We start from the raw sequence: 25,418 nt of genomic DNA on the forward strand, positions 1-25,418 counted from the left end.
ACCCGGGACGCCCGGGACACCCCCGACAGCCCCGACACCCCCGACAGCCGCGACACCCGGGGCCCGCAGGACGCCGCCGACGGGTTCAGCCTGCCCCGGTCGCGGCGGGCGAACGAGCGGCTGCACGCGCTCGTCCCCGGCGGCGCCCACACCTACGCCAAGGGCGACGACCAGTACCCCGAGAACCTGGCGCCGGTCATCAGCCACGGCCGCGGCGCCCACGTCTGGGACGTCGACGGCAACCGCTACGTCGAGTACGGCTCCGGCCTGCGGTCGGTCAGCCTCGGCCACGCCCACCCGCGCGTCCTGGAGGCGGTGCGGCGGGAACTCGACCGCGGCAGCAACTTCGTCCGGCCGTCGATCGTGGAGGTCGAGGCGGCGGAACGCTTCCTGGCCACGGTGCCGACCGCCGAGATGGTGAAGTTCGCGAAGAACGGCTCCGACGTCACCACCGCCGCCGTGCGGCTCGCCCGCGCCGTCACCGGGCGCCCGCGGGTGGCCGTCTGCGGCGACCAGCCGTTCTTCTCCGTCGACGACTGGTTCATCGGCACCACTCCGCTGTCCGCCGGTATTCCGGCCGAGACCACCGAGCTCACCGTGGCGTTCCCCTACGGGGACCTGGCCGCCACGGAGGAGCTGCTCACCCGGTACCGGGACGAGGTCGCCTGCCTGGTCCTGGAACCGGCCGGCCACGCCGAACCGCCGCCCGGGTACCTCGCCGGCCTGCGCGAGCTGGCCGACCGGCACGGCTGCGTCCTGGTCTTCGACGAGATGATCACCGGCTTCCGCTGGTCCGAGGCGGGCGCCCAGGGCCTGTACGGCGTCGTCCCCGACCTCTCCACCTTCGGCAAGGCGCTGGGCAACGGGTTCGCCGTCTCCGCCCTGGCCGGGCGCCGCGACCTGATGGAGCTGGGCGGGCTGCGGCACTCCGGCGACCGGGTGTTCCTGGTGTCCACCACGCACGGTGCGGAGACGCACTCGCTGGCCGCCGCGATGGCCGTGCAGACCACCTACCGGGAGGAGGGCGTCACCGCCCGGCTGCACGCCCTCGGCGAGCGGTTGGCCGCCGGTGTCCGCGAGGCCGCCGCGTCCGAGGGCGTCGGCGACCACCTCGTCCTGAGGGGCCGGGCCAGCAACCTCGTCTTCGCCACCCTCGACGAGGACCTGCAGCCGTCGCAGCGGTACCGCACCCTGTTCCTGCGCCAGCTCCTCGCGGGCGGAGTGCTGGCCCCGTCCTTCGTGGTGAGCAGCGCGCTCGACGAGGCCGACATCGCGCACACCGTCGACGTGGTGGCCCGGGCGTGCGCCGTGTACCGGAAGGCGCTGGACGCCGCCGACCCCGCCCCCTGGCTCGCCGGTCGGCCGGTGAAGCCGGTGTTCCGCCGCCTGGCGTGACGTCCCGTCGCGTCACGCCACCGTGGTGTGGCGTGACGTGGCCCGGCCTGACGTCACGTAACACGGCGCAACGTCAGCGCCCTTCCCGCAGAACGACTTCGGCCGTCCGGTCGACCGACCACGCGGTCGCCGGCACCACCGCCAGCGCGGTGCACCAGCCGCCGAAGGCGTCGGTCGGGTAGTGCGCGCCCAGCGCGACCTGCGCCCAGCCCATGACGGCGCCGGCGGGCAGCGCCGCGGCGAGCACGAGCAGGACGCCGGTCCGCCCGCCGGGGCCGCCGCCGAGCCCGTCCCGGCCCCGGCGGCGGGTCGCGAGCAGCACCGCCACGACGGCGAGCGCCGTGGCGAAGGCGGTGTGCCCGCTCGGGTAGGACAGGTACCCGCCGTGGATGGTGCGTCCCACCAGGTGCTTGAGCAGCGTCGTCGCCCCCACGGTGATTCCGGCGCCGGCGACGACCAGCACCGCCGCGCGAGGACGCCGGAGCAGCAGGCAGCCCGCCACCATGGCCACGACCAGCGCCGCGGCTCCCGCCGGCTCCCCCAGGGCGTCGACCGCCAGCGCGACGGACCGCCACGGCGGCCCCACACCGTCCACCTCCGCCTGGATCCGCGCGTCCACCGCGGTGGGCCCGCCCTCGCCGGCGTACCGGATCCCGAGCACGAGGACCAGCAGCGCCGCGAGGGCCGCGACCAGTCCGAGCCCCGCGCGCAGCGACGGGGGCAGCACCACGGCCGCCGGCCGGCGGCCGGCCGCACGCACCGGTCCTGACGTCCGATCGGGCTCCACCTCTTCAGGCATGGGCCGAGTATGTCAGCGGCCCACCGGCGCCTGCAGCCGTTCACGGGAACGGCTCCGCCCGGACCGGGCCGGGGCTCCGGCGGGCGGCGCCGGGGGTCACGGCGGGCGGCCCGCCGGTCGCTCCGCCGCGGGGGAGGCGCCCCGCACCGGCGGGCCCGCCGGCCTTCGCGCGCGATCCCCGCCCCCCGTTCCACGCCCCCCGTTCCACGCGACCGAACGACGGAAACGGAATCTTTAACTCCGCCGTCGATGCGCCGGGATTCCGGCCCCATCCAGGAGAAACTCGGCGGACACCGCGCCACAGCCGGACGTGTACGAGCCCCCGATCCCTTGTCCTCGGGCCAGTTTGACCTTGACCTGGCCGTGTCAATGCGGCAGGATACCCCGGGGTCGCAACATCATTTTCCGGTTGCACGTTCCCGTACCCGCACTGCTGAAATGCCCGCAGAACTGCTGCTTTTGGTCGCCACTCGACGTCAAGGAGCTTTGTGTGAGTTCAGCGCACGACGGTACCGCATTGAGTAAGAAGCAGTCCCTTGCCGGCATCCTGGCACGCGCGCGCTCCAGGATCACCGAAGGGCCCAGCCCTCGCCAGGACCGGAACAATGTGCTGCTTTCTCATTCACAGAACACACTGTGGTTCGTCGACCGGTTGCGGAGCGGCCTGTCGACCTACAACGTCGCTTTCCTGTTCCGGCTCGAAGGCGACCTCGACATCGGGGCCCTGACCGATTCCTTCACCAGCATCGTCATGCGGCACGAGGCGCTGCGGACCCACGTCCTCGTGGAGAACGACGAGTACTTCCAGGGGATCGTCGAATCCCCCGAGGTCGTCATCGAGCGGACGAGCGTGGAATCCGAGGGCGAAGCCGACCGGATCATGGCCGAACTCGCCGAGACCCCGCTGGACCTGACCGAGTTCCCGCTGTGGCGGGCCACCCTGGTCACGGTGGGGAAGGATCTCCACCACTTCGGCTTCGTCGTCCACCACATCGTCTTCGACGGCGTGTCGACGGCGATCTTCTTCGAGGAGCTGGAGCAGGAGTACAACGCCCGGCGGGCCGGCACCCTGCCCGAAGTAGAGCCCCCGACCGTCCAGTTCGCCGACTTCAGCCTGTGGCAGCGTAAGCGGATGAGCGCGGGGGCGTGGCAGGAGAGCGTGGACTTCTGGTCCGAGACGCTCCGCGACGTCGATGTCATGGACATACCCGGTGACCGGCCGCTTCCGCCCGAGACGACCTACGCCGGCGCCGCGGAGGTGACCACCCTGCCGGGTCTGGCGGCACAGGTGAACGACCTCGCCTCGTCCCTGTCGACCACGCCGATCACCGTCTACGCCACGGCGATGGGCTGTCTTTTCAGCAAGTACTCGGGGTCCGAGGACGTCATCTTCGGAATGCCGACGGCCAACCGCTCCGAAGTCGAATGCGAAAGAACGATCGGCTTCTTCATCAACATGTTGCCGCTGCGTTTCCGGATCGACCCCGGCACGACGTTCCGGGAATCCCTCGCGGACGTGCAGCGCCGTTTCCGCGACGGCCAGGCCCACGGGCGGCTCCCCCTTGAGGAGATCATCGCCGGGGCCGGCGTCAAGCGTGAATCGGCCCGCTCCACCCTGTTCCAGTACACGCTGACGATGAACGAATGGGCCGAGCCGCTCAAGCTCGACGGAATCACCGCGGTCGAGAACGAGCCCGACACCACGCACGCGAAGTTCTTCCAGTCCTGGACGGTCACCCGGAAGGGCGCGGACCTGGAGATCCACACCGCGTACAACACGGACGTCTTCGACGCGGCGACGATCGCCACGATGCAGCGCGCCTTCGTCGGGATCCTGCGCCGGGCGATTTCCCTGCCGGACGCCACCATCGGCGAGTCGTGGGCCCGTGACGAGGAATCCCGCGCGGTTCAGGCGGTTCTCGGAAAGGGCCCGGAATTCCCGTCGCCCGGCGGCAACGTCTTCACGCACTTCTGCGCCGTCGCGGACGAGCACGCGCAGCGCCCGGCGGTGAGCACGGCCGACACGACCCTGACCTACGGCGAACTCCGGCACCGCGCCGAGGCGCTCCGCGCCCACTTCGCGGCGTCCGGCGTCGGCCCCGGCGACCGGGTGGGCGTCGCGCTCGAACCGTCCCCCGACTTCCCCGCGACCGTCCTCGCGCTGCTGGCGCTGGACGCCGTGTACGTGCCGATCGACGCGATGAACCCGCCGGGCCGCATCGCGTCGATCATCGGCGGCGCCGACCTGCAGCGCGTGGTCTGCGACGCGACGACGGCCGGTGTCGCGCCCGGGCTGGAGTTCCGCCTGCCGGCGGACCTCCCGGCCGCGACGACGCTCCCGGGGGCGGCCCCCGGCGGCGACTCGGTCGCCTACCTGATGCACACCTCGGGGAGCACGGGGACGCCGAAGGGCGTGCTCGTCACCCACGACAACATCCTGGGGTTCATCCGGAACGTCCGGACGCTCTTCGAGCTCACTCCGCAGGATCGTTTCCTCGGCTACGCCTCGTGCGGGTTCGACGTGTCGGTCTTCGAGATGTTCGGCGCGCTGCTGACGGGCGCGTCGCTCCACCTCGTGCCGTCCGCGATGCGCCTCGACATGTCCGGCGTGCAGCGGTTCCTGGAGGAGCACCGCGTCACGGTGACCGACCTGCCGCCGTCGGTCATGAAGCTGCTCGACCCGGCACCGCTCGACGACCTGCGGATCGTGTTCGTCGGCGGCGAGGCCTTCTCCCACGAGCTGGTACGGGCCTGGGGCCGGGGCCGTCGCATCTTCAACGGGTACGGCGTCACCGAGTGCACCGTCACCAGCATCGTCGAGGAGCTCAAGGAGCCGCTGACGACCGCCGCCCTGCCCATCGGCGCCCCGATGGACAACCACGTCGCGTACGTGCTGGACGCGCGGAACGTGCCGGTGCCGCAGGGCGTCATCGGGCAGCTGGCCATCGGCGGGGTCGGACTGGCGGCCGGGTACTGGAACCGGGACGAGGACAACCGGCGGCGGTTCATCCCCGACCCGTTCTCCGAGGACCCCTCGGCCCGTCTCTACCTGACCGGCGACCTCGCCCGGCACAACGGCGACGGCCGTCTGGTGTACGTCGGCCGGGCCGACAAGCAGGTCAAGATCAACGGCGTGCGCATCGAGATCGGCGAGATCGAGAGCGCCGTCCGCGGCGCCCGCGGGGTGCTCAACGTCTTCGTGCAGGTCCAGCAGGAGCAGGACCAGAAGCGGGTCGTCGCGTACTGCGCGACCGGCGGGGCGGGCGACGTCACCGAGAACGCGCTGCGCGAGCACTGCCGCAGGCACCTCGTGTCCACCATGGTGCCGGCCAAGTTCGTGCTGCTGGACGAGCTCCCGATCAACGCGAGCGGCAAGATCGACGAGCGCGCCCTGCCGGCCGTGGACGCCACCGCCGAACCGGAGGAGGCGGACCGGCTCACGGACGTCGAACGCCGGATGATGACCCAGGCGTTCGGTCCGATCCTCGGCCGCACCGACTTCGCGAAGAACGTCAGCTTCTTCGACCTGGGCGGGACGAGCCTCCAGGCCGCCCAGCTGATATCCAAGATCAAGAAGATCTTCGCGACCGACGTCTCACTGGCCGCCTTCTTCGCGGACTCCAGCGTGCAGAGCCTGGCCCTGGAGGTCGAACGCTCCAGGCTGGCGAGTCTGTCCCCCGAGGAACTCCAGCAAGCCATCGAGGAGATGACCGAAGAGGACGTCACCCGGCTCCTGGCGGAGTGACGGCCGGTCCCCGATCGCAACGGCAGGGAACGTGTGATGCAACGTGAAGGCGAACGCCTGAACGCCTACCTCCGAACGAGGTCGGCGGCGGCGGACACATCAAGCCCCATCGAACTGAGCCTCTCGGCCGCCTCCGGCCGGGTGCTCCTGTTCGCCCACCCCGTGGGCGGCAGTCTGCTGGCCTACCAGCCGCTGGTCCACCGGCTCACCGACCACAGGTGTCTCGGGCTGGAGGCGTCCTCGCGGACGCCGGCGGACGGCGGACCCGTCGAATCGGTCCAGGACCTCGCCCGGCGCTACGTCGAGGGGTTCGGCGCGGACGTCCCCGCGGTCGACGTGGTCTGCGGCTGGTCGTTCGGCGGTGCCCTCGCCTGGGAGGTCGCCTGCCTGCTCGCGGAGCGCGGCAACCGCCCCGGGGTCGTGCTCCTCGACTCGACCTGGGCGTGCGGCGACGTCCCGGTGTGGACACCCGCCGAAGCGGTGCAGGGCTTCCTGCTCGACGTGCTGCGGCAGGGCGGGCGCGAGGCCGAGGTCACCGCGCAGACGCCCGCGGAAGCCGCCGCGGTGCTGGACATGGATCCGGAGACGCTCACCGAGCGCCTGGAGATCTTCACCCGCAACCGACGGCTCGTCTGCCGGTGGCAGCCGACACCGGGCGACCTCGACGTCGTCTCGGTGCGCGCCGTGGAGTCCCTCAAGTCCGACTGGAGCGCGGCGACCACGGGCAGCGTGCGGATCCACGACCTGCCCGGCGACCACTACGGCCTGCTCGGCGAGGCCGGCAACGTCGCGGCGATCGAACGGATCATCAGGGAGGAGCACCCCGCCGCCGGGTCCGGACGGCCGGACGAGGCCCGCCGCACCCGCGGGAGCGACGACGCCCACGACACCCGCGAGTCGGGGGAGGCCCACCAGCCCGACGCGGCCGACCTACACGCCTCGCTGGCGAAGCTCGTGGACACGCCGCACTGGCGCGACCTCGTGATCCGCTCCCGCCGGATGGACCCGGACGCCATCGCCGAGGCCTACCGGGAGCTCGGCCGGCGCGGGCTGCTCACGCCCGACTGGCCGCGCGAGTTCGGCGGCGGCGGCACCCCGACGCGGCTCGCCATCGAGCTGTTCGAGGGCTTCTGCTCGACCGGCCTGCCGGACCTCGTGTACGCGCTCACCGTGCAGATCGTCGGGAACTTCGTCCTCAAGTCCGGTTCGGAGCGGCTGAAGCGCGAACTGCTCCCCCGCATCAGCCGGGGCGAGGAGTTCTCCACCGTCCTCTACAGCGAACCGCGCGCCGGCAGCGACCTCGCGGCGCTCCGGACCAGGGCGGAGCGCCGCGGCGACCGCTACGTCCTCAACGGCGTCAAGGTGTTCAGCATCTACAGCGACCTCGCGGGCTCGGCGCTGGTGTCCGCGCGCACCGGGGAGGGCGGGAGCAAGTACGACGGCATCACGCTCTTCGTCGTCGACCTGGCCGCGGACGGCGTGACCGTCGAGCTCGTCGAAACGGTGCAGCGCGAACGGATGTGCCGGGTGCGCCTCCAGGACGTCGAGGTCGAGAGCTGGCGCCGGGTGGGCGAGGAGGGCCGCGGCTGGGCCCTGCTGGACGGGGCGCTGGCCATCGAGCGCACCGGCATCGACCACGTCGTCCGGGCGGCGCGGTGGCTCAGGGCGCTGCGCGGGACGGCCGGCCGGCCCCGGAGTGCGGAACGCCTGGAACGCCTCGAAGGCCAGGTCGAGTGCGCCACGACGCTGGCCCGCTCCGCCACCGAGGTCTTCCTGCGGGCCGACGTCAAGGCCATCGACACCGCCGTCGCCAAGCTGTACACGAGCGAGACCTGCCAGCAGGTCGGGCACGAGGTGCTCCGCCACTGGAGCACGCTCGGCAGGGCCACCGGCGTCGACGACCTGGTCCACGAGGAGCTGTTCTCGGGGCTGACCGAGTCGCCGGGGCTCACGCTGTCCGCCGGCACCTCGGAGATGATGCTGTCCACCATCTCGGCCGACCTCAAGGAGGAGTACTCCCGGCGCTGCCTCGGGATCCTGCACCTCTTCGGCGGGGAGCTGGTCGACACCGTCCTGGAGGTCCTCGAACCCGTCGGCGCCGGCGTCCGGGTGGAGCCGCTGTTCGCCCACTCGCCGGCGCGGCGCACGGCGCTCGCGGCGACCCTGGCGGAGCTCGGCCTCGACGCGATCGAGCGGCCCGAGGAGGAGGGGGGCCTCGGCCTCGGCCTCACCGTCGGCTGCGCGGTCAACCTGAGCCTGGGGTACCTCGGCTACGAGAACGCCTACCGGCCGTGCGCGCTCCCGGGCCGCGCGGCCGAGGCGGGCGACGGCGGCACCGCCCACGACGGCTGCCCTTCCCCCGCGTGCAGGCTGCGCCACGCCGGCTACGTGCTGGGGCTCGGCATCGGCCTGTTCCGCAGCGCCTGGGAACACGCCTCCACCCGGACCCAGTTCGGCCGGAACCTCGTCGAGTTCGACGCCCTGATGTTCCCGCTGATCCGCGGGTACGCCGACCTGAACGCCCTGGGCGCACGCCTCCACGAGATCGCGGAGAACGTGGCGGACGCCGACGAGGGGGTCCTCTCCCGGTTCGAACTCGTCGAACAGGACGCCCTGGTGCGCGTCGTGCGGGCCGCGATGCAGGTCCTGGGCGCCCAGGGGATCACCGAGTGGTCGGTCGCCTCGCGCTTCTACATGAGGTGCGCGGAGAACATCGGGCTGCTCGACCACGAAGGCACGGTGACGGACGACTGACCCGGACTGCGGTTCCGGCGGCCCGCCGCCGACGACGATTCCACGCTCCACCGGATCGTACGAGCGTTTTCGAGTGTCGTGAATCCCATGCGAAGGTGGTCTTTCGATGCGCGTTTCCCTCACGGGCCCCGAACCCTCCGACACGATTTCCCAGGAATTGTACGAGGAATCCCAGTACGCGGTGCGGAACATGCATTCCGTGTGGCAGGATCTGCGGAAGAGCGACGGTCTCACGCGGCAGCGGACCCCGGACGGCCAGGATTTCCTCGCGGCCGTGCGGTACGAGGACGTCCGTGACGTCCTGAACGATCCCGCGACGTTCTCCTCGGCCTACAGCACCATGCTCACGGTGCGCGGAGACGGCGACGTGGCGGCCGGGGCGGCCATCCACCTCACGGACCCGCCGCTGCACCCCGACGTCAAACGCGTCTTCACGCCGCTGATGACGGTGCCGGCGACACAGCGCCTCCAGCAGAGCATCACGGACCGCATGTCGGAACTCTTCGAGACGATCCGCGGACGGGAGTCCTTCGACTTCTGCGACGCCATGGTCACCCTGCCCATGACGATCACGGGAATGCTGATGGGCATTCCCCAGGAGCAGTGGACCGTCACGGGGCGGGCGACGGTCCGCGCGATGGGAGGGGTGGACCCGGCCGGGTCGGAGTACCAGCGCCGGTTCGCCCTCTTCGAGGCGCACACGACCATCATGACCGTGCTCGGGGACGTCCTGGAGAACTCCCCGCCCGCCGACTCGGTGAGCGGCCGCTGCCCGGCCACCGCCCGCGTGGTGGCGGACGAGGACCGGAACGTGCCGCTGCTCAACGCGTACGCGTTCCTCATGGGCGCCAATCCGACGGTGCCCCAGACCATCAACCAGACGCTGATCCTGCTGGCCGGCGACGACGACCTGTGGTCGTGGTTCACCCGCCAGGAGGAGACCGACCAGCGGTTCGTCGACGAGGCGCTCCGCTGGGCGAGCCCGGTCAACCACGTCCTGCGGCGCACCACCGGGGACACCGTGCTGGCCGGCACCGGGATCCCGGCGGGGTCCCTGGTCTCCGCCTGGATCGCCTCGGCCAACCGCGACGAGGAGGTTTTCGCGGATCCGTACAGCTTCATTCCCGACCGTTCCCCGAACCGTCACCTCGCATTCGGACTCGGCGTCCACCGGTGCATCGGTCAGCATGTCGCCGGACTCGGTATGAAGATATTCTTCGATCTCTGGCGAAAGAACGTGCGATCCTTTTCCCTGGACGGCGACCCCAAGCACCTCATCTCGAACTTCCTGAACGGCGTAGTGTGTCTGCCGCTGGCAGTGACCTGGAAGTAGCCGGAAACCGGCGGCCGGGCCGAGGATTCACCACGCGGAAGGCAATTCGGATGAGCGATTTCGTCACCACGGTCGTCGGACCGGACGACTGGCCCACGGTCGGTGCTTTCTTCGAGCCGAAAGGGCTCGTCGAGAACTGCTGGTGCACGTACTTCCGGATGACGGCCAAGGAACGCTCCTCCTGCGGCTCCGCGGCACGCAGGGACCGGCTCCGCGACCTGGTCGAGGCCGGCGAACGGGTGGGCGTCATCGGCACGGTCGACGGCGTTCCCGTCGGCTGGATCGGAGTCGGCCCCCGGCTCGGCTTCCCGAGGCTGCGGGGGTCCCGCGCGGCGAAACTCGTCCCGGGCGACGACCCGGAACGGATCTGGTCCATCGTGTGCCTGTACCTGGCGCGCGAGCACCGCCACCAGGGACTCGTCCGGGTGCTCGTCGACCGGGCGGTGGACTGGGCGCGGGACGAGAAAGCAGAAATCATCGAGGCCTATCCCGAGGACGACCGGAACCCCGCGGCGGAAGTCGAACGCGGAAGCTTCCACGGCAGGGTGACCACCTTCGAGTCCTGTGGCTTCACCGTCGTCGAACCCCGGTTGCAGCACAGGGCATTGGTACGGAAGGATCTCCGTTGACTGTTCACCGAGTGCTTGAGCTCGAACCCTTTCTGAACAACCAGGCGGCGACCACCCCGGAGAACCTCGCCGACGGTCGACTGAACGTGTGGCGCAACTCGCTCCCGGCGCAGCCCGCGCCCCTGGAGCTCCTCGTGGACGACGTCCCGCTGCGCAGCGCCCGGCTCGACGGGCACGGCCCGGACAACGTCCTCTGTGCGGGCCAGCGGATCGAGGTCCCGGAGCGGCGGTGGGACTGGCTCTACGTCATCGGCTGCGGCGAGCGCCGCGTCAGGGACGTCGTCACCTGGCACTTCTCCGACGGCACCGTGGACCGGGACCACTTCGCGCTCTCCGACCTGTGGGAGGGCCGGTCGGGCTTCGGTGAGGAGCTCGCGCTGCGCACCGACGTCATCCACTACCCGCACCACGTCCAGGAGCGCATCGGAATCACGCTCTGGTGCCAGCGCCTGCCGATCACGACGCGCAAGCCGCTCGGCGCCCTGTCGTTGCCCAGGAACCCGGCCGTCCATCTCTTCGCCATGACGCTCGTCGGCCGGCAGGTGAACGCCGGCTCCGACGGCGATCCGCAGATACAGGGAGCCAGCCGTGAACTCAGGTAGTACGAGCGGCGCGCCGGCGCGCGCGGCCCGGTGGGACGGTGCCCCCGGCACCTACCCCCAGTGGTACGAGGACCCGTTGAGCTGTCTGCAGACCACCCTGGGCAGCATCCTGATGGAGCACGGCCTGCGGCCCGTCGAGGTGCTCGGCCTCGCCTGCGAGTTCGCGTTCGCGCCGGACGACGTCATGGCCGAGGAGTTCTACCGCCCCGCGCAGAGCGGCCTGGGCGTGGCGGCCGACCTGTGCCCGTACCACGACGTGGAGTCCGCCTGGACGACCGGCGCGGACGCGGACGACCTGATCGGGCTGATCGAGACCCACGCCGGCGTCATCGTGGCGGTGGACAACTACCACCTCCCGTTCCGCCCGGCCTTCCACGACGTGCACGCGGCCCACCTGGTGGTGGTGCCGGCCTGGCGCCGGACCGCGGACGGCGCCGTCGAGTTCTACGTCTCCGACGCCCAACCGCCCGCCTTCCAGGGATGGTTGGCCGCCGAGCACCTGGTGGCCGCCTGGACGTCCGGCAATCCGTCCGACACCCAGGACGTCTTCTTCTCCAGCCGGGAGATCGGCGGCCGGGTGCTGACGACGAAGGTGGGGTCCCGGCCGGGCGGGCTCACGGCCGACCTGGTCGCCCGGGCGCTCCGCGGCAACCTCGACCGCTGGACCGACGGCACGGCCGAGGCGTCGGACCGCGTGTGGACCGGCCGGAGCGGGCTGCGGCGCTTCGTCGAGCGGCTCCAGGAGGGCGGCGGCGACCCCGCGGACCTCCGCAGCGCCTACACCTTCGGCTGGGCGATGCAGGCGCAGGCGTTCCTGCACGGCCGGCTCGTCCAGGAGTTCGCGCACCGGTCGGGGCAGGACCACCTGCCGGAGGTGGCCGCCTCGGCGGACCGGGTCGTGTCGGCCTGGTCGAACGTGCGGCTGCTCAGCGCGCACGCGGCGGTCACCGCCGGGATCACGGACCTCATACCGCGCCGCGGCGCCGAGCTGGTGCACGCGTACGAGCAGCTGGCTGTCGACTGGCAGCTCGCCCTGTCGAAGGATTGGACGGACGTCTCATGAGTGGCGGGTCTTGGGGCGAGCTGGCGCTCGCCGGGGGCGAGCCCGTACTGGGGTCGCTCGCGCCGGTGGACTGGCCGAGGACGACGGACGCGGACCGCGCGGCGGTGCTGTCGGTGCTGGACTCGAACCTCCTCGTCTCCGACCGGACGAACGGGGTGACCGCGGTCGAACGGCTGGAGCGGTCCTGGGCCGACTACCTGGGCGTGCGGCACTGCGTCGGCGTGAGCAACGGGACGACGGCCATCGAACTGGCGCTCCTCGCGCACGGCGTGGGCCCCGGCGACGAGGTCGTGGTCCCCGCGCTGACCTTCGTCGCGACGGCGATGGCGGTGGTGCACGTCGGGGCGACCCCGGTGTACGCCGACGTCCACCCGGTCACCTACACGATGACCGCGGAGAGCCTCGCCGCCGAGATCACCGAGCGGACCAAGGCCGTCGTCCCGGTCCACCTGCACGGGCTCAGCGCCGACCTGGCCGCGATCGGCGAGGTGGCGCGCCGGCACGGCTGCGTGGTGATCGAGGACGCCGCGCAGGCGCAGGGCGCCCGCTACCGGGGCGTCCCGTCCGGGGCGTCCGGCAACACGGCCACGTTCAGCCTGCAGATGACGAAGAACCTCCCCACCTGCGGGGAGGGCGGCCTGGTGGTGACCGACGACGAGCGCGTCGCCGACCGGATCGTCCAGCTGCGGCAGTTCGGGGAGACGATCCGCGCGGACCGCCCGCGGCGCTACGTGAGCCACCGGCTGGGCTTCAACGCGAAGCTGAACAACGTCCAGGCGGCCTACACCGTGAGCCAGTTGGAGCGGTTCGACGAGTACCACGCGGCCCGGCGCGCCAACGTCGAGGCCTTCCTGTCGCGGCTGCGCCACCTGGACGGCCTGATCTGTCCGTCGGAGCCGGACGGCTACGAGCACGCGTGGCACATCCTGCGCTTCGCCGTCGACTTCGAGCGGCTCCTCCCGGGCGTGGAGACGGGGGCGGCGCGGAACCTGCTGATGCGGGCCCTGCGGGCCGAGGGAATGCCGGCGACCAGGTACCAGATGATGCCGCTCCCGGAGCAGCCGGCGCTGCGCGCCCTGTGCCACCAGACGCCCGCGTCGTGGCCGGTGACCCAGGACGTCGTCGACCGGAGCTTCACCCTCCAGCAGCGCCACCTCCCGCCGGACGCGGGGCCGTTGCTGCAGAGCTTCGCCGACGCCGTCGAGAAGGTCTGGTCGCAGCCGAAGGTCCTGCAGGGACTCGCGGAAGGTGCGGTCCGCTGAGCAGGCCCGAGCACCGGCCGACGGTCGCGCAGCTGGAGGTCCGCGCCCGGGCCGTCCGCGAGCACATCGTGGACATGTGCTCCGGTCCCGAGGGCGGCCACCTGGGCGGCTCGATGTCCGCCGTCGAGATCCTGGTCGCGCTCTTCTTCCACACGATGAACATCGACTCCGACGACCCCGAGTGGAAGCAGCGGGACGTCTTCGTCCTGAGCAAGGGCCACGCGGCGATGGCCCTCTACGCCACGCTCGCCGAACGGGACTTCATCGGCCGCGAGGAGGTCGGCACCTTCTGCCGGCCGGGGAGCAGACTGGCCACGCACGGCAACGTCGCCGTCCCCGGGGTCGAGTTCGCCACCGGCTCGCTCGGCCACGGACTCGCGCTGGCGAACGGCACCTCGTGGGCGCAGCGGCAGGCCGGCGGGTCCCCCGCGAACACCTTCGTGCTCCTCGGTGACGGCGAGCTGCAGGAGGGGACGGTGTGGGAGGCGGCCCAGGTGAGCCGCGCCGTGGGCGCCGACAACCTCGTGGCGGTGATCGACGTCAACGACTTCCAGCAGACGGGGGCGGTGCGCGAGGTGAGCGACGGCGCGCCGGTCGCCGACCGCTGGGCCGGCTTCGGCTGGCGCACCGTCGAGGTGGACGGGCACGACCTGGCGGCGCTCTGCGCGGTCCTCGACGAGGCGGCCCGTACGAAGGGGCCGACGGCGGTGGTCTGCCGCACGGTCAAGGGGAAGGGCGTGGGCGCGCTCGCGGGCCGGGCCGCCTCCCACTTCGTCCTCCTCGACACCGAGCGGAAGCGGGCGCGCGTCAGGGCCAGCATGGGCCCCGCGGTGCCTCCCGCGGCCACCAAGGGGGTTCCCGAGCATGCCTGAGACCGAGTCGACCCTGTCGGAGACCGTGTCGGAGACCGCGTCGGCGGTGCTGGAGGCCGACCGGGCGGCGGTGCCGGAGGCCGGCCCGGCGGCGGACGGCGGGCCGCCCTGGCCGGTGGTCGAGCCGGAGCGGGTGAGCACCAGGGCGGCCTTCACCGACGCCCTGCCGGAACTCGCGGTGCGCCACAACGTGCTGGTGGTGGACACCGACACCGGGAGCATCAAGGCGACGCCCGGGATGGACTACCTCAACGTCGGCATCGCGGAGAACGCGGCCATCGGGTTCGCCGCGGGCGCGGAGCACTGCGGGCGGCGCGCCCTGGTCTGCACGTTCGCCGCCTTCTCGGTGAGCCGGGCGTTCGAGTTCATCAAACTCGACGTCGCCTACCCGCGGCGGCGCGTGTGCATCGTCGGCACGCACGGCGGCGCCAGCGGGGGCTGGCTGGGGCCGACCCACCACGCCACCGAGGACCTGGCGCTGATGAACGCGCTGCCGAACATGCGGGTGGTCGTCCCGGCCGACGCGCGCCAGGCGGTCTCCCTGCTGGAGCAGTGCCTGGAGTACGACGGGCCGACCTACCTGCGGCTCGGCCGCAAGGCCTCGCCGGTCTTCGCGGGACTGCCCGAACCGGAGCTCGGCGTCCCCCAGGTGGTCCGCGCCGGGCGTGACATCGCCCTGGTCGCCACCGGGCCGGAGATGCTGGCCACGGCCCTGGAGGTCGCGCGGGGGCTCGCCGACGCGGGGTACGGCGCGCAGGTCGTCAACGTCCACACCGTCGACCCGGAGTCCGCGGGCGCCGTCGGCCGGGTGATCGCCGCCGAGTGCCGGTGGATGGTCACGCTGGAGGAGGCGTGGACGTCCGGCGGCATGGGCGCGCAGGTCGCGGCCGCGGCCGGGGCCCGCGGGATCCCGTGGCTCCCGATCGGCGTGACCGGCTTCCTCCCGCCCGACGGCCACGGCTCCCTGCTGGAGGCCAGTGGCCTCACCACCGAATCCGTACTTCGCCACGTGCTGGAGTTCGTCACGTGCTGAGGTCCGTCACCCACCCGAAGTGATCGAGAGAGGACACACGGCCATGGAAACGAAGTGCGTCAGCTGCGACGGCCCGCTGCTGATACCGGAGGACGGCTACCAGGGCGAGATCGTGAGCTGCCCGGGGTGTGCGGCGGAGCTGGAGATCCAGTCCACCGACCCGCTGGAGCTGGCCCTCGCCCCCGAGCCCGAAGAGGACTGGGGTGAATGATCCGGGGAGGACGCCGGCACCCCTCGGGATCCTCCTGTCGACCGTCCGGTTCGAGGAGCGGCGGCTGCTGTCGGAGCTGGAGCGCCGCGGCGTCCCGGCCGTCCGGCTGGACCCCCGCGCCATGTCGTTCGCACCGGGGGACACCGAGGGGCTGCGGGGGCTGACGGTCCTCAACCGTGAGATCTCCAGCCAGCGTGCGGCGCTCACCGCCGAGTCGCTGGAGGCGTTCGGTGCCCGGCCGCTGAACGGCGCCGCGGCGACCCGGGTGTGCGGCAACAAGTGGTCCACCTACCTGCGGTTGACGGAGCACGGGATCCCGACGCCGACGACCCTGCTGGCGCCGACCCCGGAGACCGGCCTGGAGGCGGTCGAGTCGATCGGCTACCCGGCCGTGATCAAGCCCCTGAGTTCGTCCTGGGGCAACCGGGTCAGCCTGATCACCGACCGGTACGCGGCGGACGCCGTCCTGGAGCACTGCGCCGCGCTGCCGTCGGCGGTCGCGCGCACGGTGATCGTCCAGGAGGCGGTCCGGCCGGGCTCGCCGGACATCCGGGGGATCGTGGTCGGCGGCGTCTGTCTGGGCGCCGTCGTCCGGTCGAGCGGTGACTGGCGCAACAACGTGGCCAGGGGCGCGACGGTGGAGCCGCTCCCGCCGGACGAGGAGGTCGACCGGCTGTGCGTCCGGGCGGCCGCCGCCGTGGGCGCGACGATCGCCGGGGTGGACCTGGTCCGGCGTGCGGACGGCGGCTACACGGTGCTGGAGGTGAACTCCCGCGTCGAATTCCAGGGGTTCGAGCGTGCGACGGGTGTCGACGTCGCCGCCCGGATCGTCGAGGCCTGTACGGCCGAGCCGAGTGAGGTGAGGGAACCGGTATGAAGCGCATCGCAGTGGTGGGCGGCAGGGGTTTCGTGGGGGGTGAGCTCCTCCGCCTGCTCGTCCACCACCCCGGGGTGGAGGTCACCGCCGTGACCTCCGACACCAACGCCGGCCGTGCCGTGGAGACCGCGCACCCGCCGCTGCGCGGGAGCGGACTGCGGTACAGCCGGCGGGCGGACCTGGAGCCGGTCGACCTCGTCTTCCTGGCCGGCGTCCACGGGTCCACGGCGGAGATCGTCGACGAGGTGGCGGCGCTCGCGCCGAAGATCGTCGACCTGACCGCCGACTTCCGGATCCGGGACGCCGCGCTGATGGAGCGCTACTACGGCTGGAGCCGTGACGGGGCGCACGCCGAGGCGTTCGTCCGCGGGCTGCCGGAGCTGCACCGCAAGCAGATCGTCGACGCGAGCCGGGTCGCCGTCCCCGGCTGCATGGCGACCAGCGCGATCCTGAGCCTGGCGCCGCTCGCGTCCCGGGGGCTGCTCCGGGACGTGCAGGTCGACGCGCGGACCGGGAGCAGCGGCTCCGGCGCCTCCAGCGGCGACGCCAACTCCCACGCGCTGCGCAGCGGGGTGATGCGGGTGTTCGCGCCGTTCGACCACCGCCACGAGGCCGAGGTGTCCGAGGCCCTCCGGGTGGACGTGTCGATGACGGTCACCGCGACGCCGCAGGTCCGCGGCGTGCAGACGCTGGCGAAGGTGGCCGTCGGGGAGGTGGGCGAGCGGGAGCTGCTCGCCATGTACCGGGAGGACTACGGTGCGGAGCCGTTCGTCCGCCTGGTGAACAGCCCGCGCGGGACGTACCGCTACCCGGACCCGAAGGTCCTGCTCGGTTCGAACTTCTGCGACGTCGGCGTCGTCGCGGACAACCGCGGCAGGGCGCTCGTGATGGGGAGCCTCGACAACCTCGTCAAGGGGGCCGCGGGTGGCGCGGTGCAGTGCATGAACCTCATGCTCGGTCTGCCGGAGACGTGCGGACTGACCTTTCCCGGTCTGCACCCGGTGTGACCGCGATGAGGATCGTGGTGAAGTGGGGCGGCAGCCTCCAGGAGAACAGCGGCGCGATCGCCGACGACCTCGCGGCCCTGTGGCGCGACCACCGCATCGTGGTGGTGCACGGCGGGTCCCGGGACATCGACGACACGATCGGGGAACTCGGCCTGCCGCGCCGCACCCTGCGGTCACCGGACGGCATGGTGACGCGGTACACCGACGCGGCGACCCTCGGCGCGCTCATGATGGCGATGCGGGGGCGGACCCAGGCCCGGATCGTCTCGGAGCTGGGGGCCCGCGGCGTCACGGCCGTGGGACTGTCGGGCATGGACGGGGGGCTGGTCCGCACGGAGCGCAAGACGGCGATCCGCGCGGTGTTCGGCGACAGCGTCCGGGTGGTGCGCGACAACTTCGCCGGCCGTGTCGTCGGTGTGGACACGACCGTCCTGGACGCCCTGCACGCGTGCGGCATGGTCCCCGTCGTGTGCCCGCCGGGCATGACGGCCGACGGGCAGGCCACCAACGTCGACGCGGACCGGATGGCCTGCGCGATCGCGGCGGCCTGGCGGGCCGACCGGCTGCTGCTCTTCACGGACACGCCGGGCGTGCTCGCCGACCGCGACGATCCCGGGTCCACCATCGCCTCGCTGAGCCGGGACGACGCCAAGGGCCTGGTCCCCGGGCTGAGCGGCGGCATGCGGATGAAGGTCGCCGCGGCGGTGGAGGCGCTGGGCAAGGGCGCCCGGGCGGTCCAGGTCTGCGACGGCCGGGTGGACTCGCCCATCACAGAAGCTCTACGAGGGAGCGGAACCCTCATCGGAAGGGGCCATGGGTCACCGTGACGATTCGCCAACTCAGTACCCAAGCAGGAGAGCTGACCGACGCTGACGCCGTCGCCCTGCTCGCCGAGGTGGTGGCGGTCCCGTCCGTCTCCGGCAGCGAGCGGCGGCTGGCGGAGCGGCTGCGGGACGTCGCGGCCGGGTTCGGCGCGCAGAGCCGTCTGGACGACGTGGGGAACGTGCACGTCACGGTCGGGCGCGGAACGCGCACGGTCATGCTGCTCAGCCACCTGGACACCGTGCCGGGCGAGGTCCCGTTCGAGCACGGCGAGAGCCTGGTGCGCGGCCGGGGGGCGGTCGACGCCAAGGGGCCGTTGACGGCGATGCTCGTCGCGGCGCTCACCAGCCGTCATCTCGGCCTGCGCATCCACTGGGTGGGCGTGGTCGAGGAGGAGACGCTCTGGTCGCGGGGCGCCGAGCACGTCCGCACGAGCGTGCCCGTCCCCGACGCCGTGATCGTGGGCGAGCCGAGCGGGGCCTCGTCGGTGACCATCGGCTACAAGGGGATGGTCGAGCTCGGGGTGCGCTGCGAGGTCCCGCGCGAGCACACCGCGACCCCCGGGCCGAAGTCCAGCGAGATCCTGGTGCGCGCCCTCGGCCGGCTCTTCGAGAGGTACGGGGCGCGGGGGAACGACGGTTTCGGGGAGGTCGGCATGATCGTCAGGGACGGCGTGTTCGAGCCGTTCTCGAGTTCGTGCTCGCTGGTGTTCCGGACCCCTCCGGGCACCTCGGCCGAGGAACTGCTGCGCGAGGTCTCGACGGTCCTCGGCGAGCCGGTCGAGGTGTCGGCGGTGTACGACGTGCCCCCCGTGGTGGTCCCGCGGACCTCCCCGTGCGTGCGTGCGCTGTCCCGCGCCATCGCGGGCGAGGGGCTCAGGCCCAGCCACAAGCTGAAGACCGGCACGAGCGACATGAACACCCTGAGCAGGACCTGGAAGGTGCCGATGGCCACCTACGGGCCCGGGGACTGCCACCAGGACCACACCGACACCGAGCACATCCTGATCCAGGAGTACCTCGACGGCGTCCGCGTCCTGCGGGCCGCCCTGCGCGAACTGGACAAGACCCTCCCGGAGGCAGCGTCATGACGGAACAGCCGAGTCTGCTGGCCCTGTGGTGCGTTCCGCGGTCGCGGTCGACCGCGTTCGAACGCGCGATGTACGAGCGCGGCGACTTCCTGGTGCTGCACGAGCCGTTCTCGCGGGTGTGCGACTTCGGCGAGGCGGAGGTCGCCGGCCGTACGTGCCGCAGCCAGGAGGAGGTGATGGCCGCCCTCGTCGACACGGCGGCCGACCGGCCGGTGTTCTTCAAGGACACCACCGACTTCCGCTTCGACCGGCTCGGTGCGAACCCGGACTTCCTGCGGCGCTGCCGGCACGCCGCGATGGTCCGCAACCCCCGCGACACCGTGCGCTCGCACCTCGTGATGCAGTCCGACGCCACGTCCTCGGCCATGGGGTTCGGGCACCTGTGGGACATCGTCTCGACGGTGACGTCCGCGGGGCTGCCGATGCACCTCGTCGACGGCGACCGGCTGGTCGGCGACCCCGGGACCGAGATGCGCCGGTACTGCGCGGCCATGGGGATCGACTTCGTCGCCGAGGCGCTGGCCTTCAGGCAGGAGCCGCCGGCCAGTTGGAAGACCACCGAACGCTGGCACGCCGCCGCCGGCGAGTCGAACGCCCTGGGCTCCTCCCCCACCGGGAGGAAGCAACTGCCGGAAGGCCTCGAACGGACCGCCCTTGAGTTCGAGCGGGACCAGCTGCCCTACTACGAGCGGATCACGGCGGCACTGGGCCGGGGTGGCTCCTGACCCGCCGTCCGGCCGGTCCGACCCAATCATGACAACCTCCGAGCGACGTACGGCCCAGGACATTAGGTTGTCATCAGTGCCGGATCACGACGGCCCCGGCCCGGACCGACCCGACGGCCCCAGGTGTCAGCCGGCTTCGGTGCACCGTCGAACGGTGCCCGACCACACAGGACGACGCGTACGTGGAAGAACGACGGAGGAGCGGACATGACGTTAGGCCGTAGCTTCACCAAGCTGTGGTTGTCGCAGGGGTTGTCGAACCTGGGCGACGGCTTGGTGCTGGCGGCTGTACCGCTCCTCGTGGTGACGATGACCCGGGACCCGATGCTGGTCTCGGGGATGACGGTGGCCCAGTTCCTGCCCTGGGTGATCTTCACCCTGCCGGCCGGAGCGCTCGCCGACCGCATCGACCGGCGCCTCATCATGGTGTGGGGCAACGCCATCCGCGCCGTCGGCTTCGCCCTGCTCGTCCTGACGCTCGTGGCCGACCTGCGCAGCATCGTGGTCCTCTACCTCGCGGTGTTCCTCGCCGGCACGGCGGAGACCCTGGTGGACAACGCGGCCCTGACGGTCCCGCCGCGCCTGGTCGAGCGCAGCCAGCTGGAGCGGGCCAACGGGCGCCTGTTCGCCACCCAGTCGGCCATCAACAACTTCGTCGGACCGACGGCGGGCGCCGCCCTGTTCGCGCTGTCGGCGATCCTGGTGTTCTTCTCCACCGCGGGGCTCTTCGCACTCGCCGCACTGGCCGCACTCACGCTCCCCCGGATGCTGCCCACCGCGAGCGACACCAGCGACTCCAAGCACACGCCGGGAGAGGTCGTCCGCAGCATCCGGGAGGGCTGGTCCTACTTCTGGAACCACCGGCTGCTGCGGCGGGTGGCGTTCATCTCCGGCTCGATCAACCTGTTCTCCTCCGCCACCGGCGGCCTGCTCGTCCTCCTGGCGACCGGCCCCATGGGGGTCGCCGAGTCCTGGTACGGCCTCTTCATCGCGGTGCCGGCCGTGGGGGCCGTGATCGGCTCGCTGATCGCGGCGAGGGTGGTCCCGGCCATCGGCGGCGGGCCGGTCACCTGGCTCGCCGCGCTGGTGCCGGCCGCCAGCTACGTCGTCCTCGGCCTCAGCGGGAACATCGTCCTCTCCGAGATCGTGATGTTCCTCGCCGCCATCGCCACGGCCCTGAACCAGATCGTGGTGAGCACGCTCCGCCAGGCCGCCGTCCCCGACGAACTCCTCGGCCGGGCCACCGCCGGGTACCGCCTGATCGTGCTCGGCGCCGTACCGGTCGGCGCGCTCCTCGGCGGCGGACTCGGACGCTGGCTCGGACCCGAGCGCACCTTCGTCGTGTGCGGCATCGGGCTGGCGCTCGCCGCCCTCGTGTTCGCCTCGCGGGTGACGACCCGGGCCCTGCGCGAGGCCGAGCGACCCGTCCAGCCCGCGACCGCCGACCAGATCTCCTGACACGACCCGAACGCCCGGAAAGAGCGCGCCCTGATGAGCCTGATGTTGTCCCACACGACCGTCGACGCACGTGACCCGTACGCGCAGGCGCAATGGTGGTGCGAGATGGCCGAGTTCACCCCGAAGGACGGGGTGCGGCCGGGATCCGACGAGTGCTACGTCGTCAACGGGCACGGGTACACGGTGCTCTTCATCCTCGTGCCCGACGGCAAGACGGTGAAGAACCGGGTGCACTTCTGCATGCGGCCCGAGGGGCGCTCGCAGGACGACGAGGTGGAACGCGCGGTCGCGCTGGGTGCGAGCGTCGTCACCGACTTCCGGCAGTCCGACGGCTGGGTGGTGATGGCCGACCCGGAGGGCAACGAGTTCTGCATCCTGGCCGACCGCTGAGCGGCCGGCGGACGACTCCCGGCCGGTGCCCCGATCCCACGAACGACCCGAACGTACCCACCGCGAAAGGTATGGATCCCGTGACCGCGAACCGTGACACCGTGTGCAAGGCCGAGTACGAGCAGCCGGCCGACGAGCTGGAGGAGCAGGTCGCCGCCGTCATCGCAGAGGTGCTGGACGTCGACCTGGTGGGCCGGCGCGACAGCTTCTACGACTTCGGCGGCACCTCGCTCGCCGCCATCCGCATCTGCGCCCGCATCGAGCGCCGCCTCGGCTTCCGCGTCGACCCCGCCTGGCTGCTGGAGTACGACGAACTGGCCGACTTCGCCGAGCAGATCCGGCTCGGTGCGGCGTGACCGGGCCCCGGACCGGGACGCGGACCGCGCCACCGCTGCGGACCGTGCACGCCGCGGTGGCCGAGTGCGCCGACCGGGCGCCCCACGACCTCGCCCTGGTCCAGGGCGCGGAGCGCGTCGACTACCGGACCCTCACCGGCGCGGCGCGGGTCCTCGCGGGCCGGCTCGCCGCCTGGGGCGTGCGGCCGGGGGACGTCGTCCCCCTGCTGGTGCCGCGCGGCGCCCAGCTGATCGCGCTCCAGCTCGGCGTGCTGATGAGCGGCGCGGCGTACGCCACCCTCGACCCGCGCTGGCCCCCGACCCGCATCGCGTCGATCCTGGCCCAGCTCGACGACCCGGTGGTGGTCGGCCGGCCCGGCGACGAGCCCCTCGGCGTCACCCGGACGCTCGCCCCGTCCCCGCTCTCCGCGCTCGCCATCGGTTCGAACGAGCCGGGCGGCCCGTTCGAACCGGTGGCGGCGGCGCTGGACGATCCGGCGATGGTGTTCTTCACCTCCGGCAGCACCGGTGTCCCCAAGGGGGTGCTGATACCCCACCGCGCGGTCACCCGGATGTTCGGCCCGGGCGGGCTGGACGGGTTCGGACCGGGCCACGTCACCCCGCAGGTCGCGCCCGCCGCCTGGGACATGTACGCCTTCGAGCTGTGGGGCCAGCTGACCACCGGCGGCGCCTGCGTCGTGGTCGACGAGAGCCACCTGATGCCCAGCCGGCTGCGCACCCTCGTCGCCGACGAGGGCGTCGACACGATCTGGCTGACGACCTCCCTGTTCAACCTGGTCGTCGACGAGGACCCCGGCGCGTTCGACGGCCTCGGGACCCTCTACGTCGGGGGCGAGAAGCAGTCCCCCCGGCACGTCGCGCTGTTCCTGGAGCGCTTCCCCGACCTGCCGATCTGGAACGGCTTCGGTCCGGCCGAGAACTGCATGCTGACGACGGTGCACCGGATGGCGCCGGCCGACGGCGCCGCGCCCGCGGGCATCCCGGTGGGCGTGCCGGTCCCCGGCACGACGGTGGTCCTGCTGCGCGAGGACGGGTCGCCGGCGCCGCGCGGCGAACGCGGCGAGATCGTCGCGCTCGGCTCCGGCGTGGCCCTCGGCTACCTGAACAACGAGACCCTGACCCGCGAGCGCTTCCCCACCCTGGAGGTCGCGGGCGGGCGGCACCGCGTCCTGCGGACCGGCGACGTCGGCATGTTCGACGAGGACGGGATCCTGCACTACTACGGCCGCCGCGACCGGCAGATCAAGCTCAGCGGGAACCGGATCGAACTCGGCGACGTCGAGGCCGCCGCCTCCGCGATCCCGGAGATCCGCACCTGCGCCGCCGTCGCGCGCGCCGACGCGGGCGGCACCGTCGAGCACATCGCGCTGGTCTACACCCTGGTCGACGGCGCCGAGCTGGCTCCGCGGGACGTCCGCAGGAGGCTCACCACGAGGCTCCCCGCGTACGCCGTACCCGCCAGGTTCGAGCAGGTGGACGATCTGCCGCGGCGCGACAACGGCAAGGTCGACCTGCAGGCTCTGGAGAGGCGCCCCGTCTGATGCGCGAATTCCCGCAGACCTTCGAGCAAGAGGCGCTCTGGATCGCCGACCAGTTCATGAGCGATCCCTCGCCGTTCCTGGAGACGTGGGCGCAGCACATCACGGGGCCCCTCGACGTCCCGGCGCTGGAACGCGCCCTGGCCTCGCTGGTCGAGCGGCACGCCGTGCTCCGCAGCGGCTTCGTGCTCGGCGACGGCGGCCCCGTGCAGTGCGTCGACCCGGCCGGGACCGTGCCCCTGGAGCGCCTCCCGTGGCCCGGCGGCGACCTGCACGGGACACTGCGGCGGGCCGGGCAGCGACCGCTCGACCTGAGCGTCTCGCCGGCCAGGCTGACCCTGTACGACTACGCGCCGGACCAGTACGTCCTGCTGCTGCAGATCCACCACGTCGCCGTCGACGACGCCTCGCTGGTGCTGCTCGACCACGAGCTGTCCGCGCTGTACACCGAGGAGACCGGCGGCGGACCGGCGGACCTCGCACCACCGGGACCGTCGCTCGGCGAGCACGCCGTCCGGGCCCGGGCCGCCGGGATCGCCCCGGAGGACCTCGCGTTCTGGGCCCGATTCCTGGACGGGGCGCCCGCGCTCGCCCACCTGCCGCCCCGGCGGCGTCCGCTCGCCGCACGACGGGGGCCCGACTGCGACTGCGTGCGCGCCACCGTCCCCGCCGAGCTGGGCGACGCCGTCCGCGCGGCGGCGCGCTCGCTGCGCACCACGCCGCACGTGCTGATGAGCACCTGCATGGCGCTCACCGCCGCCGCGGTGAACGGTGAGGACGTCGTCATCGGGACCCCGGTGTCCCGGCGCGGCGCGCCGGACCTCGACAACGTCTTCGGCTGTCTGACCGACCTCCTGCCGGTGCGCTACCTCGTCCCGTCCGACGCCGTGTTCAGCGAGGTGTGCGCCGGCGCGAAGCGCGGCTCGCTGGAGGTCCTCCGGCACCGCAACGTGCCCTACGCCCGGCTCGGCGGCGGCGTCACCCGCACCCGGGGCGTGCTGTCCGGCGAGCACCTGGGCCGCATCTGCCTCGTCCTCGACCAGTCACCGAGCCGGCTGGAGCTGCCGGGGCTGCGCTGCGAGCGGGTGCACGTCGGGGGAGCCTCGGCGAAGTTCGACTGGCTCCAGTACGTCGTCGCGGACGGCAGCGGCTGGGACGTGCGGGCCGACTACGCCACGGACCACTTCACCGCGGACGAGGCGGCGCTGACGCTGCGGCAGTGGCTGACCGCCCTGTCGGTGGCCTCCGACGACCCCGACGTGCCGGTGCGCGAGCTGTTCGGCCGGCTGGCCGCGACCGCATGAGCGGCGCCCCGCGGCCGGCCGCCGCGCCCCTGGCGGCCACGGACGCCGTGGCGCGGGTCGGCGGCGCGCGCACGGGCCGGGCGGGTACGGGCCGGGCGGGTACGGGCGGCAGCTGTACGCGCGGCACCTGTACGGGCGGGGCGCACCGTCCGC

Annotated in this window: 22 protein-coding genes; 21 read left to right on the top strand and 1 reads right to left on the bottom strand. The window is 72.4% G+C overall.

The window, feature by feature from the left end:
- The first annotated feature begins 90 nt into the window (after positions 1-90).
- Positions 91-1,395 (top strand): glutamate-1-semialdehyde 2,1-aminomutase, encoded by a 1,305-nt coding sequence (locus OG550_RS03480; RefSeq protein WP_327683676.1) that lies wholly within the window; start codon positions 91-93, stop codon positions 1,393-1,395.
- Positions 1,396-1,468: 73 nt separating this feature from the next.
- On the opposite strand, the gene OG550_RS03485 is transcribed toward OG550_RS03480, so the two are convergent.
- Entirely contained in the window at positions 1,469-2,194 is a 726-nt protein-coding gene (locus tag OG550_RS03485) for a phosphatase PAP2 family protein (RefSeq protein ID WP_327674359.1), read from the bottom strand.
- A 607-nt stretch (positions 2,195-2,801) separates the two neighbouring features.
- Between OG550_RS03485 and OG550_RS03490 the strand changes: the two genes are divergently transcribed.
- The 20 genes from OG550_RS03490 (at position 2,802) to OG550_RS03585 (ending at position 25,265) form a co-directional block, all read left to right on the top strand.
- On the top strand, positions 2,802-5,939 hold the full coding sequence (locus OG550_RS03490) for a non-ribosomal peptide synthetase (protein ID WP_327674361.1): 3,138 nt from the start codon (positions 2,802-2,804) through the stop codon (positions 5,937-5,939).
- 36 nt (positions 5,940-5,975) lie between these two features.
- The gene (locus OG550_RS03495; RefSeq protein WP_327674363.1) at positions 5,976-8,693 is read left to right on the top strand and encodes an acyl-CoA dehydrogenase family protein; all 2,718 of its coding nucleotides are present in this window, start codon (positions 5,976-5,978) and stop codon (positions 8,691-8,693) included.
- A 199-nt stretch (positions 8,694-8,892) separates the two neighbouring features.
- Complete coding sequence (locus OG550_RS03500; RefSeq protein ID WP_327674365.1) at positions 8,893-10,026, top strand: cytochrome P450; 1,134 nt, start codon at positions 8,893-8,895, stop codon at positions 10,024-10,026.
- Positions 10,027-10,076: 50 nt separating this feature from the next.
- On the top strand, positions 10,077-10,655 hold the full coding sequence (locus OG550_RS03505; protein ID WP_327674367.1) for a GNAT family N-acetyltransferase: 579 nt from the start codon (positions 10,077-10,079) through the stop codon (positions 10,653-10,655).
- A gap of 11 nt (positions 10,656-10,666) precedes the next feature.
- The gene (locus tag OG550_RS03510) at positions 10,667-11,257 is read left to right on the top strand and encodes a hypothetical protein (protein ID WP_327674369.1); all 591 of its coding nucleotides are present in this window, start codon (positions 10,667-10,669) and stop codon (positions 11,255-11,257) included.
- Positions 11,244-12,320, top strand: coding sequence for a BtrH N-terminal domain-containing protein (locus OG550_RS03515; RefSeq protein WP_327674371.1), 1,077 nt, complete (start codon positions 11,244-11,246; stop codon positions 12,318-12,320). Before OG550_RS03510 ends, OG550_RS03515 begins: the two co-directional genes overlap by 14 nt.
- Positions 12,317-13,582 carry a DegT/DnrJ/EryC1/StrS family aminotransferase gene (locus tag OG550_RS03520; protein ID WP_327674372.1) on the top strand — a complete coding sequence of 422 codons (1,266 nt, stop codon included), beginning with the start codon at positions 12,317-12,319 and terminating at the stop codon, positions 13,580-13,582. The genes OG550_RS03515 and OG550_RS03520 overlap by 4 nt, the downstream gene beginning before the upstream one ends.
- A gap of 32 nt (positions 13,583-13,614) precedes the next feature.
- Positions 13,615-14,454: a transketolase gene (locus OG550_RS03525; RefSeq protein WP_327683678.1), complete on the top strand. Its 840-nt coding sequence runs from the start codon at positions 13,615-13,617 to the stop codon at positions 14,452-14,454.
- The gene (locus OG550_RS03530) at positions 14,447-15,487 is read left to right on the top strand and encodes a transketolase family protein (protein ID WP_327674374.1); all 1,041 of its coding nucleotides are present in this window, start codon (positions 14,447-14,449) and stop codon (positions 15,485-15,487) included. The genes OG550_RS03525 and OG550_RS03530 overlap by 8 nt, the downstream gene beginning before the upstream one ends.
- A 43-nt stretch (positions 15,488-15,530) precedes the next feature.
- Complete coding sequence (locus OG550_RS03535; protein WP_327674376.1) at positions 15,531-15,698, top strand: lysine biosynthesis protein LysW; 168 nt, start codon at positions 15,531-15,533, stop codon at positions 15,696-15,698.
- A complete protein-coding gene (locus OG550_RS03540; RefSeq protein WP_327674378.1) occupies positions 15,691-16,575 on the top strand; it encodes a RimK family alpha-L-glutamate ligase in 885 nt (294 codons plus the stop codon). Before OG550_RS03535 ends, OG550_RS03540 begins: the two co-directional genes overlap by 8 nt.
- Complete coding sequence (gene argC / locus OG550_RS03545) at positions 16,572-17,582, top strand: N-acetyl-gamma-glutamyl-phosphate reductase (RefSeq protein ID WP_327674380.1); 1,011 nt, start codon at positions 16,572-16,574, stop codon at positions 17,580-17,582. Before OG550_RS03540 ends, argC begins: the two co-directional genes overlap by 4 nt.
- A gap of 5 nt (positions 17,583-17,587) precedes the next feature.
- Entirely contained in the window at positions 17,588-18,409 is an 822-nt protein-coding gene (locus OG550_RS03550) for a [LysW]-aminoadipate kinase (protein WP_327683680.1), read from the top strand.
- Entirely contained in the window at positions 18,406-19,494 is a 1,089-nt protein-coding gene (locus OG550_RS03555) for a M20/M25/M40 family metallo-hydrolase (protein ID WP_327674382.1), read from the top strand. The genes OG550_RS03550 and OG550_RS03555 overlap by 4 nt, the downstream gene beginning before the upstream one ends.
- Entirely contained in the window at positions 19,491-20,219 is a 729-nt protein-coding gene (locus tag OG550_RS03560; protein ID WP_327674384.1) for a sulfotransferase family protein, read from the top strand. The genes OG550_RS03555 and OG550_RS03560 overlap by 4 nt, the downstream gene beginning before the upstream one ends.
- Before the next feature lie 207 nt (positions 20,220-20,426).
- Positions 20,427-21,677, top strand: a complete 1,251-nt coding sequence (locus OG550_RS03565; protein ID WP_327674386.1) for an MFS transporter — start codon at positions 20,427-20,429, stop codon at positions 21,675-21,677.
- A gap of 33 nt (positions 21,678-21,710) precedes the next feature.
- Complete coding sequence (locus OG550_RS03570) at positions 21,711-22,067, top strand: VOC family protein (protein ID WP_327674388.1); 357 nt, start codon at positions 21,711-21,713, stop codon at positions 22,065-22,067.
- Positions 22,068-22,147: 80 nt separating this feature from the next.
- Positions 22,148-22,423, top strand: a complete 276-nt coding sequence (locus OG550_RS03575; RefSeq protein ID WP_327674390.1) for a phosphopantetheine-binding protein — start codon at positions 22,148-22,150, stop codon at positions 22,421-22,423.
- 44 nt (positions 22,424-22,467) lie between these two features.
- Positions 22,468-23,964, top strand: coding sequence for an AMP-binding protein (locus OG550_RS03580; protein WP_327674391.1), 1,497 nt, complete (start codon positions 22,468-22,470; stop codon positions 23,962-23,964).
- Positions 23,964-25,265 carry a condensation domain-containing protein gene (locus OG550_RS03585; RefSeq protein WP_327674394.1) on the top strand — a complete coding sequence of 434 codons (1,302 nt, stop codon included), beginning with the start codon at positions 23,964-23,966 and terminating at the stop codon, positions 25,263-25,265. The genes OG550_RS03580 and OG550_RS03585 overlap by 1 nt, the downstream gene beginning before the upstream one ends.
- Positions 25,266-25,418 lie beyond the last annotated feature (153 nt).

This window comes from Kitasatospora sp. NBC_00458, assembly GCF_036013975.1.
GTDB lineage: Bacteria > Actinomycetota > Actinomycetes > Streptomycetales > Streptomycetaceae > Kitasatospora.